General features: G+C 60.3%; 10 protein-coding genes. 4 read left to right on the top strand and 6 right to left on the bottom strand.

What is annotated here, in order from left to right:
* Positions 1–36: 36 nt before the first annotated feature.
* Together FIV03_RS14930 and FIV03_RS14925 are read right to left on the bottom strand one after the other, a co-directional pair.
* Positions 37–3,879: an AsmA-like C-terminal region-containing protein gene (locus FIV03_RS14930; RefSeq protein WP_152510099.1), complete on the bottom strand. Its 3,843-nt coding sequence runs from the start codon at positions 3,877–3,879 to the stop codon at positions 37–39.
* Positions 3,880–4,060: 181 nt separating this feature from the next.
* Positions 4,061–5,485, bottom strand: coding sequence for an FAD-linked oxidase C-terminal domain-containing protein (locus tag FIV03_RS14925; RefSeq protein WP_152510098.1), 1,425 nt, complete (start codon positions 5,483–5,485; stop codon positions 4,061–4,063).
* A 169-nt stretch (positions 5,486–5,654) separates the two neighbouring features.
* On the opposite strand from FIV03_RS14925, the gene FIV03_RS14920 reads away from it, so the two are divergent.
* Positions 5,655–6,107, top strand: a complete 453-nt coding sequence (locus tag FIV03_RS14920; RefSeq protein ID WP_139314309.1) for a thioesterase family protein — start codon at positions 5,655–5,657, stop codon at positions 6,105–6,107.
* Positions 6,108–6,182: 75 nt separating this feature from the next.
* Here the strand turns inward: FIV03_RS14920 and FIV03_RS14915 are convergent, their stop codons facing one another.
* Positions 6,183–7,997, bottom strand: coding sequence for a chloride channel protein (locus FIV03_RS14915; RefSeq protein WP_152510097.1), 1,815 nt, complete (start codon positions 7,995–7,997; stop codon positions 6,183–6,185).
* A 262-nt stretch (positions 7,998–8,259) separates the two neighbouring features.
* Between FIV03_RS14915 and FIV03_RS14910 the strand changes: the two genes are divergently transcribed.
* The gene (locus FIV03_RS14910; protein ID WP_152507600.1) at positions 8,260–9,912 is read left to right on the top strand and encodes a chloride channel protein; all 1,653 of its coding nucleotides are present in this window, start codon (positions 8,260–8,262) and stop codon (positions 9,910–9,912) included.
* Between the two features lie 42 nt (positions 9,913–9,954).
* Here the strand turns inward: FIV03_RS14910 and FIV03_RS14905 are convergent, their stop codons facing one another.
* Positions 9,955–10,989, bottom strand: a complete 1,035-nt coding sequence (locus tag FIV03_RS14905) for a phytanoyl-CoA dioxygenase family protein (protein WP_152510096.1) — start codon at positions 10,987–10,989, stop codon at positions 9,955–9,957.
* 70 nt (positions 10,990–11,059) lie between these two features.
* A complete protein-coding gene (locus FIV03_RS14900; protein ID WP_152510095.1) occupies positions 11,060–12,874 on the bottom strand; it encodes an aminopeptidase P family protein in 1,815 nt (604 codons plus the stop codon).
* 246 nt (positions 12,875–13,120) lie between these two features.
* Between FIV03_RS14900 and FIV03_RS14895 the strand changes: the two genes are divergently transcribed.
* Complete coding sequence (locus FIV03_RS14895) at positions 13,121–13,324, top strand: hypothetical protein (protein WP_051990144.1); 204 nt, start codon at positions 13,121–13,123, stop codon at positions 13,322–13,324.
* A gap of 214 nt (positions 13,325–13,538) precedes the next feature.
* Here FIV03_RS14895 and FIV03_RS14890 read toward each other — a convergent pair whose 3' ends face one another.
* Positions 13,539–14,429, bottom strand: a complete 891-nt coding sequence (locus FIV03_RS14890; protein ID WP_152510094.1) for a 50S ribosomal protein L11 methyltransferase — start codon at positions 14,427–14,429, stop codon at positions 13,539–13,541.
* A gap of 139 nt (positions 14,430–14,568) precedes the next feature.
* Between FIV03_RS14890 and FIV03_RS14885 the strand changes: the two genes are divergently transcribed.
* Positions 14,569–15,135, top strand: a complete 567-nt coding sequence (locus FIV03_RS14885; RefSeq protein WP_152510093.1) for a tetratricopeptide repeat protein — start codon at positions 14,569–14,571, stop codon at positions 15,133–15,135.
* Positions 15,136–15,210: the final 75 nt, after the last annotated feature.

The raw sequence follows: 15,210 nt of genomic DNA, 5'->3' as shown, positions 1-15,210 counted from the left end.
CAATATCGACGAGCGAAGGCCCGTCGTACCAGCCTGTCACTGCGCGCCGGGCAGAACCAGCGGCGAGCCGACGTCGCGCGTCAGAAGGTCTTCGATGGAGACCGGCGGGTCCAGGGGTGGCAGGCTGTTCGAAGGAGTGGTGACCGGGGCAGTATCTGGCGCTGCGGTCAGGTCTTCCAGGTCTGGCGTCTCCAACACGGCCCGAATGCGCTCGGCAAAGGGAGCCGCGGCAACAGCTGGTGCCGGGGCAGGCGCAGGCACTGGCGGCGGCGCGGCGCGGGTTTCCCTGCGCGGCGCATCGTCGGTCTTTTGCGGAAGGGCTGAATTTTCCTGCTTGTCCGGATCCGGCTGAGGCTGAATGTCTCCTCCGGACTGCTCTTGCTCAAGACGAAGCTGCTCCTCTTCGGCCGCCCGGGCTGCCTGACGTTCCCGGCGGGCTTCGCCTTCCCGCTGGTTTTTCAGTTCCCGCACAAGCCGGTCACGTTCCAGAATTTCCGCCTGAAGCTTCTCAACGCGTTCAACCTCCCGCTCAAAGGCACGCAGGGTGAGATAGGCGGTAAACGGCGCGATGTCGACGCGGCGTTCCGGAGCCTCGACCGCCCCTTCGAACAACAGTCCGACCTGCGGTTCAGCACCGGTGACCGCGTCCTCGCCCGGATCGACTTTCAATGAGAAATCCGCGTCGAGATCGTAACTGGCGAGATTGACCTCGGCACTGCCGAAGATCTCCGCCTTTTCGGCATCGACAACAACGTTGCGGGCGCTCAGTCGTCCGCCCACCATTGTCAGCGTGCCGTCAACGCGCTTGAACGGAAGACTTCCCGCCGCCATGTGGCTGACGAAAACGTCACGGATCTTGTTCTCCTGAAGGTCCAGCCCCGCATCCACCGCGCGTGTCACCAGCGGGAAGGCCTGCGGATTGAGACCGCGGAAGTCGCCGTTTTCCATCGAGAACGTACCGCCACCGTTGAGGCCTGACACGATTGCCGAGATCGAGCGACCCGCCCCTTCGAATTCCAGATAAAGGTCGAGCGTGCCGGAAGCGACCGCCCTGTTGTCCGGCCGCCAGGATACCTGCCTCAGATCGGCATTGCCCAGTTTCACCCGGCCGGAAACTGCGGCCTCCGCCTCGGTCCGGCGTATCGAGAGGCTGCCGTCAAGCTGACCACCGGCAAAGGCTCCCTGCAGTCCGTCCAGGCGGAACAGGCTGGGAGACAGACGAAGTTCGGCACTCGGACCGGTAATGGCGGTGTCCTCGTCCAGCAGCATTCTGTCTGCCTTGAACTGCATTGTCAGGTCGAGGCCATCCAGAAGCGGCGATCCGAACGGGGTTGTCGGCCAGATACTTGAACCGTCCCCCGCCGAGAACCACTGATCGGGACCAAGGACCAGTTCCGTCATTGTGCGCAGATCGGCCTCGGAGACGGTTATCTCACCGGAGAAACGTCTGTTACGTTCGCCCGGTGCCGGTTCAAGGTCGCCTTCCAGACGACCTTCGAACGTCGTCGTTCCGAGCGAGCCTTCGGCCCTGCTGACGGCCATCGAGCTGCCAATCCCTTCGACATCGACCGAAAGCGCTGCAGGGATCGTGCCGCTCATGACCGGCAGAACCCGACCGGCCATCAAGGCCAGTGGGCCAAGGTCCGCTGTCTCTGCGGTCACCGAAACAAGGTATTCCGGCGCCTCATCCTTTTTCAGGGTCAAGGTTCCGTTGGCTTCAACGCTGGATCCGCCGATCTCCGTGGAAAGGTCGGTGGCCAGCCCCTTTGCCGGAATGCCGGAAACATTCAGCGCCAGATGGCCTGTTCCGGCAGCTTCCAGAGGAATGACGTCAAAACCGAGCTGCTGCAGAAGCCGGCCGCCATCCGGGCCCTTCAGTTCCACGCCGACAGCAACTTCGGCATCGTGCCACTGGTCGACACGGCCCTTGAGCTCGGCATTGATCGCAGCGTCGGCGCCGCCCGCGCTCCCATCCAGGCGCAGTGTCATATCCGTTGCTTCGCCAACCGCAGCCGCCTTCAACTCGGCATCGAACTTGGCAGGCACCAGGCTTGCGGCTGCGCGTTCCAGCCGTTCAACAAAGACTGTTTCGGGAAACAACCCGCCTGCCAGCGCAACAAGACCGGACAGGTCCCGGGCGTCGAGCGTTCCGGACACGGCTCCCTCGGGTGCTGAAAAGAGATTGCGGATATCGCCGGAGACATCGAGCCGGGCGCCTGCAAGGTCATTTGCAAACAACCTGTCGATCCTGACACCGCCGTCCGAATACTCTGCCTCCAGCGCCAGACCTTCGCCCTCGACACCGCGTGCCACCACCTGTTTGGCACGAAGGCGCAAGGAAACATCGAGCCCTTTTGGATCTGCCGGTTCCCCCGCTTCGACAGCCTGAGGGTGAAGCAGGGCAGCCAGGTTTTCGATCTGGTCCAGATCGAGCCGGTCTGCTTCCAGAGAGAGCGAGAATTCCGAATTGCCGCTGCGTGGAATGCGGTAGGCCAGGCCGCCGCGGGCTTCGGAACCGGCGATGGTCAGACGCAGATTGTCCAGCGCCGCACCTTCGGACACGAGGTTCAAGCGTCCTTCCAGGGAAACCGGTTCGATAGTACCGACGCCGGCTTCCTTCTGCCGCCACCAGCTGAGAAGCGACCCCGGCTGGTCCGAGCTGATAGACACCGCACCGCGATAGGTCAAAGACGGCTCGAGGCCGAGGTCGCCCTGGGTGGCAACCGTCGTGCGGCCCGGCAGGCGTCCGGCAAGGCGCGCGACGCGCCAGCCGCCCAGCATGGTTTCAAGATCCAGGCGAACATTCTGGATGATGCCGCCACCGGCCACCAGCGCCGGAACATCCATTGAAACGGCACCGTCGATGGACGGCAGCGGCACGACACGCAGGGCAGCAATCAGCCGTGTCGCCGCCTCGTTGATGTCGACAGGTGATTGCGGTCCGCCGCCCAGCAACCTGTCCAGATCGACCTGTTTCGACTTCGCACGGATTTCAAAACGCTTTTCGCCGGCATAGATCAGATCCGCATTGCCGGTCATGCTCAAGCGCCGGTCTTCGGGACCATAGCGGAACTCGAATTCGGGTACCGCGACCTCGGCGATATCGGCAGTGAACTGCCCTTCCGCCTGCCAGATATTCGGATCGTTTTCTTCCAGCGCAACCGAGGCGATGGTGAAGCGGCCGTCGAATTCGGGCGCGGCGTCGGCCACCTGAAGCTGACCGTCGAAAGCAAAGTTCACCGGCCTGTTGGTGGGGGTGACTTCGCCTTTGACGCGCAGTCCGGCGTTTTCCTGTGCGCGGCCAGTTGCAAGACTGACCGTATAGGGCGCACCATTCAGCGTGAGGCTGCCGGCGCCTCGGAACGGACCTTCCAGCGAGCGTGCGGATACGACCAGATTTCCGTCGTCGATCCGGTTGATTTCGCCGGACCGCGCATCGACGATCGTCAATGCGCCATCACGGATCGTCACCTTTTCGAAGGACAGGTCATCCGGTGCCAGTTTGGCTATGGCGCCGCTCGACGTCATCGCCGTCAGCCAGTCCAGTCGACCAGCCTCATCAAGTGAAAGCGACAGGTGCGGACGGTCGAGTTCCATGTCGAGAACCCGAATCTCGCCCTTCAGCAGCGACGGAAGCTCGATGCGCATGTCGAAGCGCGAGACCACCAGAAGCGGATCTTCGGCACCACCGACACGCACGTCGGAAAAACTGATGGAGGGCGCGGGCAGAAGCCGCAGGTCCGCCTCCCCCAGCACAGTCACCCTGTGCCCGAGCGCGCGCTCCGCATAGCTTTCGAAAGTCGACCGATAGACGGTCCAGTCGATAAAGAACGGCCCGACCAGCGCTGCCACCAGCACCAGAATGACTGTTACACCCAACGTGATGTAGACGGAGTTCAGGCCTTGTCTCCTTGTTCTCCAAAGTCACCGGATATCGTACCGGATAGATGTAGCCGATCCCTGCTGCAGTGCAAACACAGGATTTCCGGCGCTGGCCGGATCGCCGCCCTGCGGCGTCCGGCGGAGCAAAACGAGCTTATTGAACTGATTCGATACAATATCATGACTGCGGCAGGATCTTGCCGGGATTCATCAAATTGTGAGGATCGAGTGCCTGTTTGACAGCGCGCATCACGTCAAGCGCCTCGCCATGTTCCTTGGCCATGTATTTCTGCTTGCCCTGGCCGACACCGTGTTCGCCGGTGCAGGTGCCGCCCATGGCGATCGCCCTCAGTGCAAGCCGTCCGACAAAGTCTTCCGTCCGTTGCTTTTCTTCCGGATCGTCCAGGTTGACCAGGATCTGAACGTGGAAGTTACCGTCACCCACGTGCCCGACGATCGGCGCCAGGAAACCTTCGTTGCGGATATCCTCGGCCGTGGCGGCAACGCAGTCCGCAAGCCGCGAGATCGGCACGCACACGTCCGTCACCATGATGCTGGCTTCAGGCTTCAGCGACTTGCCAGCCCAATAGGCGTCATGGCGGGCTGCCCAAAGTTTCGTCCGGTCTTCGGCCGCTGTCGCCCACTTGAATGGCCCGCCGCCAAACTCCTCGGCAATCGCCGAAAAAGTTTCCGACTGCTCTTGCACGCCGGCTTCAGATCCGTGGAACTCAAGGAAAAGTGTCGGAGTTTCAGGCAGATCCAGCTTGGAATAGATGTTGCAGCCGCGCACCTGAACTTCATCCAGAAGCTCGATACGCGCTACAGGCAGACCCATCTGGATGGTGGTGATCACAGCGTTACAGGCGGACGCCACATCCGGGAACGGGCAGACGCCACCGGAAATCGCTTCCGGCTGACCGTTCAGGCGCAAGGTCAACTCGGTGATGATGCCGAGCGTGCCTTCCGAGCCGACAAAAAGCCGGGTCAGATCATAACCCGCCGAGGACTTCTTCGCCCGGCCACCCGTCTTGATGATCCGTCCGTCCGCGGTCACCACGGTGAGGCCGAGGACTGCGTCTTTCATCGTACCGTATCGCACAGCGTTGGTGCCCGATGCACGGGTGGCCGCCATGCCGCCGATGCTGGCATCCGCACCCGGGTCGATCGGAAAGAACAGGCCGGTGTCGCGAATAAAGCTGTTGAGCTGCTTGCGCGTTACCCCGGCCTCGACCCGGCAATCCAGATCCTGCGCGTTGACCTCCAGAACGTTGTTCATGCGGGACAGGTCTATGGAAACGCCGCCGAACGGTGCATTCACATGCCCTTCAAGCGAAGACCCCGTGCCGAATGCGATCACGGGAACCTTGAGAGCCGCGCAAATCTTGACGGCTTCGGCGACTTCCTCGGTCGTCTCCGCAAAGACAACGGCATCGGGCGGCTGATTCTTCAACCAGGTGGTGGTGTGGCCATGCTGTTCCCGCAGAGCCATGGACGTGGAACAACGGTCCTTGAACAGGCCCGTCAGTTTTTCGATGGCAGCGCCGATCGCGCCATTCTTTTCAAGGACTTGCGCTCCGTCGGACGCGGTTGCCAATTCCGGCATTCTCTTTCCTCCTGGGGCCGCGCTTTTGTCTGCGCGGTAAAAAACCGAATATGTTAGCCCCGGCCCGAAAGGTCAAAGCCTAATGGGCATTTCCCGCAAGGTTGGACACAATGGCGCAAGGAGGATTGTGAAGGTGACTTGGGACGCAAAGCCGGTGGAAAGCGAAATCATGACGGTCAAGGACGACTGGATCGATTACAACGGCCATCTGAACATGGCCTATTACAACGTCCTGTTCGATACGGCTGTCGATGAGGTCTTTCACCGTCTCGGCATGGGTCCCGACTATGTGAAGACCCGTGGCGGCTCGTTCTTCACCGCAGAGGTACATGTGTGCTACCTGCGCGAACTCAGCGCCGGCATGAAGGTGATCGCGACGCTTCAGCTTGTCGATTTCGACGCCAAGCGTGCGCATTTCTATCAGGAACTGCGCCACGCCGAGGAAGGCTGGCTATCGGCGACATCCGAACAACTGAGCCTTCATGTCGACATGAACGCCCGCAAGGTCGCTCCCTGGCCGGAGGACATTGCGGCCAACCTGACGGCCCTGTCGCAAGCTCATGCCAGTCTGCCGCGCCCGGAGCGGGCTGGACGCCATATCGAGATCCGCAAGAAGCCCTGAGCACCCAATCGACGCGAGAACAAAAGCCCGTGGAGCGGCAAACCACTCCACGGGCTGATATCAGACGCGATTGCCTCAGCCGTAGTGGTTGGAGACCACGACGCCGGCGATTTCCTTGGAATCGACCACCCCGACCACATCATCCGGGCGCGGAATACGGCCATCGCCCGACACGATGATCGCGCAACTGCGATTGCGGTTGTTCATGCGCGTGATCACCGAATTCATGATGTTGGTTGCCGGTGCGATCACGAAATCGTTTGAGAGGATCGCGCGCAGCGTTTGCCCAGCGAAGCGGTCGGCCTGGTACGGAATGGTGCCGAGGCGCACAAAGCCGGCAATCCGGGGCCCATCGGACGCGATGATGTGAGATCCGCCATCGGCACTCACGGCGGAAATCGCTTCCTGGACAGGCGTATCAAGCGGCAGGATCACGAAATTCTTTGCCATCACTTCCTTGATCGGCTGCACCAGATACATGTTGGTGTGCCGGTTGAGCGGGATCGGTTTGCCGCGATGGCGCAGCTTGACCGTGTAGATGTTGTCCTTGATCAGCCAGCGCCGGACACCGACCGCAATCGCGACCGCCAGAACCAGCGGCACGATGACGTTATAGTCTCGGGTCATCTCGAAGATCATCACGATGGCAGTCATCGATGCGCCGGTTGCACCGCCGACGAGCGCCCCCATGCCAACAAGCGCAAATTCCACCGCTGTGAAGCCACTGTCCGGGAACAGGTAGGAACACAGGACCCCGACCATTCCGCCAAGCGTCGCACCGATAAACAGCGACGGCGAGAAGACACCGCCGGAGGCCCCCGCACCAAGGCTGATCGACGTCGCGATGATTTTCGCGATGAAGAGAACAGCCAGCAGTATGAACGTGTAAGGGGTCGAATTCAGGATATCCTGGATCGTGGCATAGCCGACGCCCGCGGTGTGGTAATGCCCCGTGGTGAGCATCAGGACATAGCTTAGCGTGCCGATAATCAGCATGCCGATGATGTTCTGGGTGTAGTCATTGCCAGGGAGCTTGGGGAACAGGTCCTCGCACCAGGCGAGCGTGCGAATGAAGGCCCAGGAGGCAATGCCGGCCAGGACACCGAGCAGTGCATAGGCACCCAGCTGGATCGGCGCGATGGCTTCGATAGCCTCTTCCGCGGAGATCGGCACGATAAAGGCGGGGTCGAGACCAAAGGCAATCCGGCCGACGTATGTGGCTGTCGCCGTGGCAACGACCACGGGCAGGAATGTCCGGTTGCTGACCTCGGGCAACAGCATCTCGACAGCAAAGAGCACCCCGCCAAGCGGTGTGTTGAAGGTGGCGGCAATCCCCGCCCCTGCCCCGGCAGAAAGCAGCGTGATCTTTTGCCAGCGTGGCAGATGCAACGCCCGGGCGATCGTCGAACCGAAGGAGGCCCCGATCTGGATGATCGGCCCCTCGCGGCCGACCGAGGCACCGGTTCCGATGGAAATCGCCGAGGCAAAGGATTTCACCAGCGCCACCACGCCGCGAACATCGCCCTTCTTGTGGTAGACCGCGAACATCACCTCCGGCACGCCGTGCCCCTTGGCCTCCGGAGCGAAGGTCTTCACCAGAAACACCACGATCAAACCGCCGACGACGGGGACAAGAATGACCAGAGCGCCAAGCGGACTGGCATCGGCAAACTGGTTGGCGTCGTAAACGGTCGAAAACTTTCCATAGTAGAAAAGATTGTGAACGACCGAGATCAGATATCGGAAGAAAACCGCGCCAATGGCTGCGACGATCCCGATAAAGAACGCCACAAGACACAACATGGGCACAGAAAATACGCGTTCTTCGCGCGCGTCTGAGGGGCCGTCACCGGACAGTGACGGGGTATCGGACGGTTCAACAACGGACATGGCAGGCCAACACTTTTTGGCTGAGAGGGCTACTTCTGGCGATTTGCCGGAGCCCAAAACAGCCGGTCTAGGCGACCGGGATGGCGACATGGCCTGAAGGCTTCGACACCCCCTCCTTAAACCTGAACATATGAAAATCAAGGGACAAGCCGGATTTTTTCAATTTTGACGGTGAAGTGACGCGGTTCCTCCGTAAAATGGGGCCGTAATCCAGATTGGCTTTTAATCTCAGTTGAGTCACGCCGACCAAATGCCAGACCGATTGAACTTTCTTTATAGGCTCGCCCCTTCCATTCGCTCCGGCATCGCCGGGCTTCTCGCTGGCATCGGGTTCAACTTCAGGGAATTTCTGCGTCAGAAAAGCCATATCGTCTGGCTGCTGGCCCTTCTGATCGGCTCTTTCGTCTCCTGGGCGGCCATTATCTTCCGTGAAATCATCAGCCTGGTGCAGCTGCCCTGGCTTGGCACGGCGACAGAACGTGTCGTCAGCGCCGCCGCGACACTGCCGTGGTACATGATCGTTGCCGGACCCACCATTGGCGGATTGCTGGTTGGCCTGCTGCTTCAGTACATGCAACCGATGCAAAGAACGTTCAGCGTGGCGGACGTGATCGAGGCTCGTGTCAAAGGCGGACGCGGGCTGCCGTTCTGGCCGGGCATATCATCAGCCCTTATCACGGCGCTATCGCTCGGCTCCGGCGCCAGTGCCGGGCGTGAAGGCCCGGTCGTGCACCTGGGGGCAACCATCGGTGCATCGGTCGGGCGCCTGTTTCAGCTGCCGGATTCCGCGCATCGTATTCTGCTGGCCTGCGGCGTTGCCAGTGCGGTGTCCGCGTCTTTCAACGCACCTATCGCAGGCGTTCTGTTCGCACATGAGGTCATTCTCGGGCACTATGCGATGTCGGCCATTTCGCCCATCGCGATTGCCGCCGTTACGGGAACCGTATTCTCCCGGCTCTGGTTCGGCGACGTTGCCGCCTTCGTCATCCCGGGACACCAGATTACCTCCTATTGGGAATTTCCGGCCTTTGCGCTTCTGGGCCTGGTTTCCGCCCTCGTTGCAATCCTGTTCCAGTTTGCATTGATCGGAACGGATTGGGTTGCCCGCAACATTTCGATGCCGGTCTGGCTGCGACCCGTTATCGGCGGTTTCGCGGTCGGGCTCATTGCTCTGGTCTTTCCCGACGTGCTTGGCGTCGGCTACGAGACCACTGACGCTGCCCTCAAGGACCAGTTGCCCCTGGCGATGCTGTTCGCTCTGCTGTTTGCGAAAACAGCCGCGACCGCGATCACTCTGGCGTCCCGATTTGGCGGCGGCATCTTCTCGCCATCGCTCTATCTCGGCGCAATGACCGGAGGCGCCTTCGGGCTGATTGCCGCCTCCGTCTTTCCCGAACTGGCTTCAAGCGAGGGGCTTTACGCAATCCTGGGAATGGGGGCCGTTGCAGCAGCGGTTCTCGGCGCGCCCTTTTCAACAACCATGATCGTTTTCGAATTGACCGGCGGCTACACGCTCTCGATCGCCCTGCTGCTGACCGTGTCGATTGCAACGGGCCTGACACAGGCCGTTCATGGCAAATCCTATTTCCACTGGTTGCTTGGCCTGCGCGGCTATTTCGTGAATGACGGCATCCACCGCTTTCTGGGAGAAACGGTCAAGGTGAAGGATTTCATGGACCCTCCCCCGGCCAATGAGGAGGATTGCATTTTCCGACCCGGTCAGGACGGCAGTTACCTTCATGATACCGACTCGCTTGAAAGCGCACTGAAAAGCTTTGATTCCTGCGGAGAAGCCTCGCTTCCCGTCGTCAGCACCAAAGATGCAACCAGGATCGTCGGACAGGCGCGCCACGTAAAGGCGCTCAATCACTTCAACTCGGAGCTGATCAAGGCCAACGAGGAAGAGCACCACTAACGGACACCAGCAGGAATCCCGCCTGCAGGATTGTCCGCAAGGTCAGAATTTCGAAGGTTCCGTTACCAGGATCTTGCCCGCATAGCGATGCGATGCCTTGCCCTTCAGGCGGAATTGCAGATCCTTCTGGGCCATGTAGAACCGGGCCTGGCGCCCCCTGAGGCCTGGCAGATCGAACGGGTCAAGCCCCGCCCACGGCAGGAATGGATTTCGACGCAGCGAGCCATAAATGCCAACGCGAACCGACGGCCGCTTACTGGCGGCACGGGCATGAAAGCCGTGGGTATCGGCAACGACCAGCGTGTTGCCGGGAACCGCGAACCTCACCGGCTCGGGATATTTCAGCCGACCCAGTTCTTCCGGAGCAAGGCGGAAGGAACCGCGAGCATGCAGCGTGTTCTTGTCCCCACAGGCCGACAGGCTCTGTTCACGTTCCCATTCCAGCCGTTCCGGCGTCAGCCGGTGCGATCCGGGAATATACGTGAACGGTCCCTCGGCATCATCGATATCATAAAGGAAGAACCACGATTTCGCGGTCTGATGGAAAGTGTCGGAATGGAACGCCGTTTGCGGGTCGGCCTTCCGCTTGGTGTCCGGATTGGTCATGACAATATGCAGGTAGACCAGTGGATCACCATTGGTCGAACCGACATAACGCAGACCGTTCTGGAACGGCTTGCTCCAGACGAAGGCCTTCAGACGAGGCAAATCTGCAAGCACACTGGGCGGCAGGGGAACGAACCGCGTGACGGCATTACCCTGGCGCATGTCCCAGGCATCGAAGCGCGTTGTTTCGACTTCCTTGCGCAGCGCCGCCAGTTCATCTTCCGGCAGAAGGTTGCGTGTGGCGATAAATCCGTCTCTTGCATAAGCTGCGCGGTCAGCTTCCGGCAGCAGGTGCTCCAACCTGCGGCGGCGCGAATCCGCCATGGATTCCGCCAGCTTGATGCGCTTGGCGTGCAACCCGGCCTCGTTCAGCCGGCGGCTGCCAATCAGCGGGTTGTCCCGAAACGACTTGGCTCCGGTTGCCAGCTCGGCAGCGTAGAGCGGCATCTTGAGAACATCCGCGGCGCGCATTGAAAAACCTCAGCTCGATAAACAAGAATTCAAAATAGGAAGGCCGGTCGAAACCGGCCTCCAGGATCTTTTAGATCGCTTTTGTCGCCTGTTCCAGCCAGATCCGCTCTTTCGCGCCCACAAGCGGACCGATCTCGGCGCGGACCCTCTCATGATACCGGTTCAACCAGTCGCGCTCGGCAACCGTCAGCAGAGCAGGCTCAATCAACCGAAGATCCATGGGCACAAGCGTAATCGTTTCGAAGCCGAGCATCGGGCGTTCCCCACCCGGCAAATCACGCGCAGGCGTGACGACTTCCAGGTTTTCGATCCGGATGCCGTATTCGCCCGCCGGATAGTAGCCCGGCTCATTCGACAGGATCATGCCCGGTTTCAGCGGCACCGTGCCGGTTTTGGCAATACGTTGCGGTCCTTCGTGAACACTGAGGTAGGCACCGACGCCGTGACCGGTGCCATGGTCGAAATCAAGACCGGCCTTCCACAGATCGATCCGGGCAAGCGTATCGAGCTGCGCACCCGTGGTACCTTCCGGGAACTTTGCGGTCGAGATCGCAATATGTCCCTTCAGCACCAGCGTGTAGTGCTTCTTCATCTCCGCACTGACCTCTCCAACCGCAAGTGTGCGGGTGATGTCGGTGGTACCGTCTTCATACTGGGCACCCGAATCGATCAGGAACGGTTTGCCAACCGGGATCTTGAGATTGCTGGACCGGCTGACCCTGTAGTGGCAAATCGCCCCGTTCGGGCCTGCACCGGAAATCGTGTCGAAGGAAATATCCTTCAGAACACCGGTTTCCCGGCGGAACTCCTCAAGCTTTTCCGCAGCGCTGATCTCATCGAGATCGCCCCGGGGAGCGACTTCGTCAAACCAGCACAGAAAATTGACGAAAGCAGCTGCATCGCGGACATGTGCGGTGCGCGCGCCTTTCAGTTCCGTCTCGTTCTTGATCGCCTTCGGCAGCAGGATCGGGTCTTGCGCTTCCAGCAAGGTTCCACCTGCCCTGGTGATGGCGTCGGCGATGCCGATCCCCGCCAGGCCCGGATCAATCATCACCCTGGCACCAGCCTTGCCGAGACCCTCCAGCCCCGGTTTGAAATCAGCAGGTTCACTGAGGTCCGTCAGATCGGCGAGTGCATCGCGAACGGAATTGGACAACTTGCGGCCATCAATGAACAGGGACGGCTTGCCTTCTGCCGGAACCGTGGCAAAGGAGAGCGGCAACGGCGTATGGGTGACGTCGGACCCGCGGATGTTGAACAGCCAGGCAATCGAGTCGGGCTGCGTCAGCACGCAGGCATCCGCCTTCTTGTCTGCGAGGGCCGACTGGATTTCGGCAATCTTGTCCTTCGCACCGCGTCCGGCAAGCTCAACCGGATAGAGCGAAACCTGACCAAGTGGCGGCTCGGGACGGTCCTTCCAGACACTGTCGACCGGATTGTCGTTCAGCTTGACCAAAGTGGCGCCGGCCGACTCACAAATCTCCTCGAGACGACGAACCTCTCGCACCGTATGCAGCATGGCATCGATGCCCAGCTTCTGCCCCGGCTGCAGTCGTTCGGCCAGCCAGTCGGTCACGGGCTCATTGACAAGATGGCGCGCCGGAAAGACCGCCATGTCGACCTGGTCACGCACCTGAATGGTGTACCGGCCGTCGACGAAAATCGCGGCTTCTTCCCCCAGAACCCCAGCCATGCCGGCAGATCCCGTAAAGCCTGTCAGCCACTGGAGGCGGCAATCATGCGGCGGAACATATTCGCCCTGATGCGCATCGGCACGCGGCACGAGAAAGCCGTCGAGACCACGGCGGGAGAGTTCGGCTCTGAGAAGCGCCGCATGCGGCGCACCACAGGAAGGATCACTGAGATCGTCAAAGGTCTGGAACATGGCCGCAAGATAATTTCGCGACCCCATCCGATCAAGCTGGATAATTATTCCGCTTGAATTGGTTCAGCAGCATAATCTTCCCCGCATTTCGCACCGCAGCAAAATCTTTCGCATATGCGAAGAGCGCAAGGCTGGCATGCGTTTCGAGGCCTACCTGAGGTCCCGGCAAAAGCGCATATAGAGGTCACACAAGAAAAAGACGTTCTCCCTAGGGAAGCTCTTAACCTTCAAATGGGATTGATCACGATGACCATGAAAACGACCACTTCGACCCGCGCTGGCGGCAGCTTCATGCGCCGCGCTTTCGACCGCATGATTGAAGCCCGCTCCATCCAGGCACGCCGCTATGTCAACGGCTACCTGCTGTCACTTGACGACGCGACCCTGGCCTCCCACGGCTATGACCGCGCCCAGCTCGAGCGCGAAGGCACCTCTACCAGCGCGTTCTAAGGGGCTCAGGACGGTTTAAGTAAAGACCACTGTGCACAAGAAAAGACCCGCCGAAATTTTCGGCGGGTCTTTTTGTATCTGCAGTCAAAATTTTCCGGCACCAGAATAAAAGAAACGGCTCTCCCCTTCCCTCATCCCGCGGAGCCGAGCGTCGACAAGCGTCTTGCGGGCGAGGACATGATCATTGCTGCTTCCTGGCAGATTGCGGACGCAGTCAGGCCTGTTTACGTCCCCGCACAAGAGTAAGCGTCAACCAGCCGTCCTTTTCGCCGCGCCTGTCCAGAATGAAACCCTGACAGCCATAGGCGAACAGGATCCGGGGGCCGTCTTCCACCCTGAGGCCGGACAGCACGAGGGTTGCGGTCGGCGTCATGCGTTCACCGATGGACTTCGCCATCTTCATCAGCGGCCGCGCCAGGATGTTGGCGATCACCAGATCGAACGGACCAAAGAGACGAAAGCGGCGGTCTTCAATTCCGTTGGCGGTAAAGCCACGAACAAGATGCCCCGCACCGTTGAGCCGGGCGTTTTCCAGCGCCGTTTTCGTCGCAACAGGGTCGATATCGGTTGCAAGAACCAACTGGCGGGATTGAAGCGCAGCGGCGATTGCCAGCACGCCTGTTCCCGTTCCAAGATCGAGAATGCTGTCATACGCGCGCATGGACAAAAGCCTGTCGATTTCCTCCAGGCAACCCGCGGTCGTGCCATGGTGACCGGTTCCGAAGGCAAGCGCTGCTTCGATCTCGATGCCGATGGCACCACCTGGAACCTTGTCCCTGTCGTGGCTGCCGTGAACAACGAAACGACCGGCTTTTACCGGCTTCAGCCCTTCCAGGCTCTTCTCGACCCAATTGATATCCGGCAGTTCTTCTGCTTCCAGCGGCGCGGCAAATGCATCGGCGCCGACACGGTCGCGCACCGTCGCAGCCGCCTCTTCCGGCTCCTTGTCGAACAGAAGAATTTCAGCCGCCCACAGGCGTCCGTCCGGCGTTGCTTCGTAGATGGTCACCGGATTGCCGTCATCCTCAAACGCCCGTTCAAGGATCTCGGAGATCCGCTTGGCTTCCAGTTCTTCAGCCGTGATCCGTACCCGGATGGTTTTCATCGCCGCTCGCGCCTGTGGTTATTGGGGTCAAGGCGTGCGGTATAGCGGGAAGCGGCCAGTGATGCCAGCTTGAAACGGCCCCGTGACTGGGCAAACCGGGCCTCTGCCCCATTTCATTGGGAAATGCGAGGAACCACCCATGACTTGCCCCCGTTCGCGCCTAAACTGGCTGCAAGTGACCGGATATCTGGTTGCTGCGCTTCTTTGCCTCCAGCTTCTCACCCTCCCCGCTTTGGCGACGTCCGAGCAGGATCAACTGTTTGAAGCCTTGAAGAACGCTCCGAATGAAGAGGAGGCCAGCAAGATCGAGGATAGCATCTGGCACACCTGGCTGGATGCCGCCCCTACGCCGGAGATCCGGCAGAAGGTGGACGAGGCCATGCGTAAACGAGGGTCCTATGACTTTCAGGGTGCGAAGGATCTGCTCGACACGGTCGTGGAAGAAGCTCCGGATTACTCGGAAGGCTGGAACCAGCGTGCCTTCATCCTCTTCCTGCAGGGTAATTACGAAGCCAGCCTCGAAGATATCGAACGCGCCCTTGCCCTGGAACCACGGCACTTTGGCGCCTTGTCCGGCAAGGCAATCATCTTCATGACGCTCGGCAGAGTGCAATTGGGCCAGGAAGTGCTGCGCGAGGCCATCGGAATTCATCCCTTCCTGAAGGAACGCGACATGCTGATCAAACCGCAAGGTGTCGATCTCTAGAACGCCCCCAGGCTCAAAGTGTCTCAGGCTTTGGGGCCAACCCAAAAACACATCAGGCGCGAGACCATATTCCCG

Origin of the sequence: Labrenzia sp. THAF187b, assembly GCF_009363375.1 — a bacterium.
Classification (GTDB): Bacteria; Pseudomonadota; Alphaproteobacteria; order Rhizobiales; family Stappiaceae; genus Roseibium; species Roseibium algicola.
The sequence above is the reverse complement of the archived record's forward strand: the minus strand, read 5'-3'. Positions and strand labels throughout refer to the sequence as shown.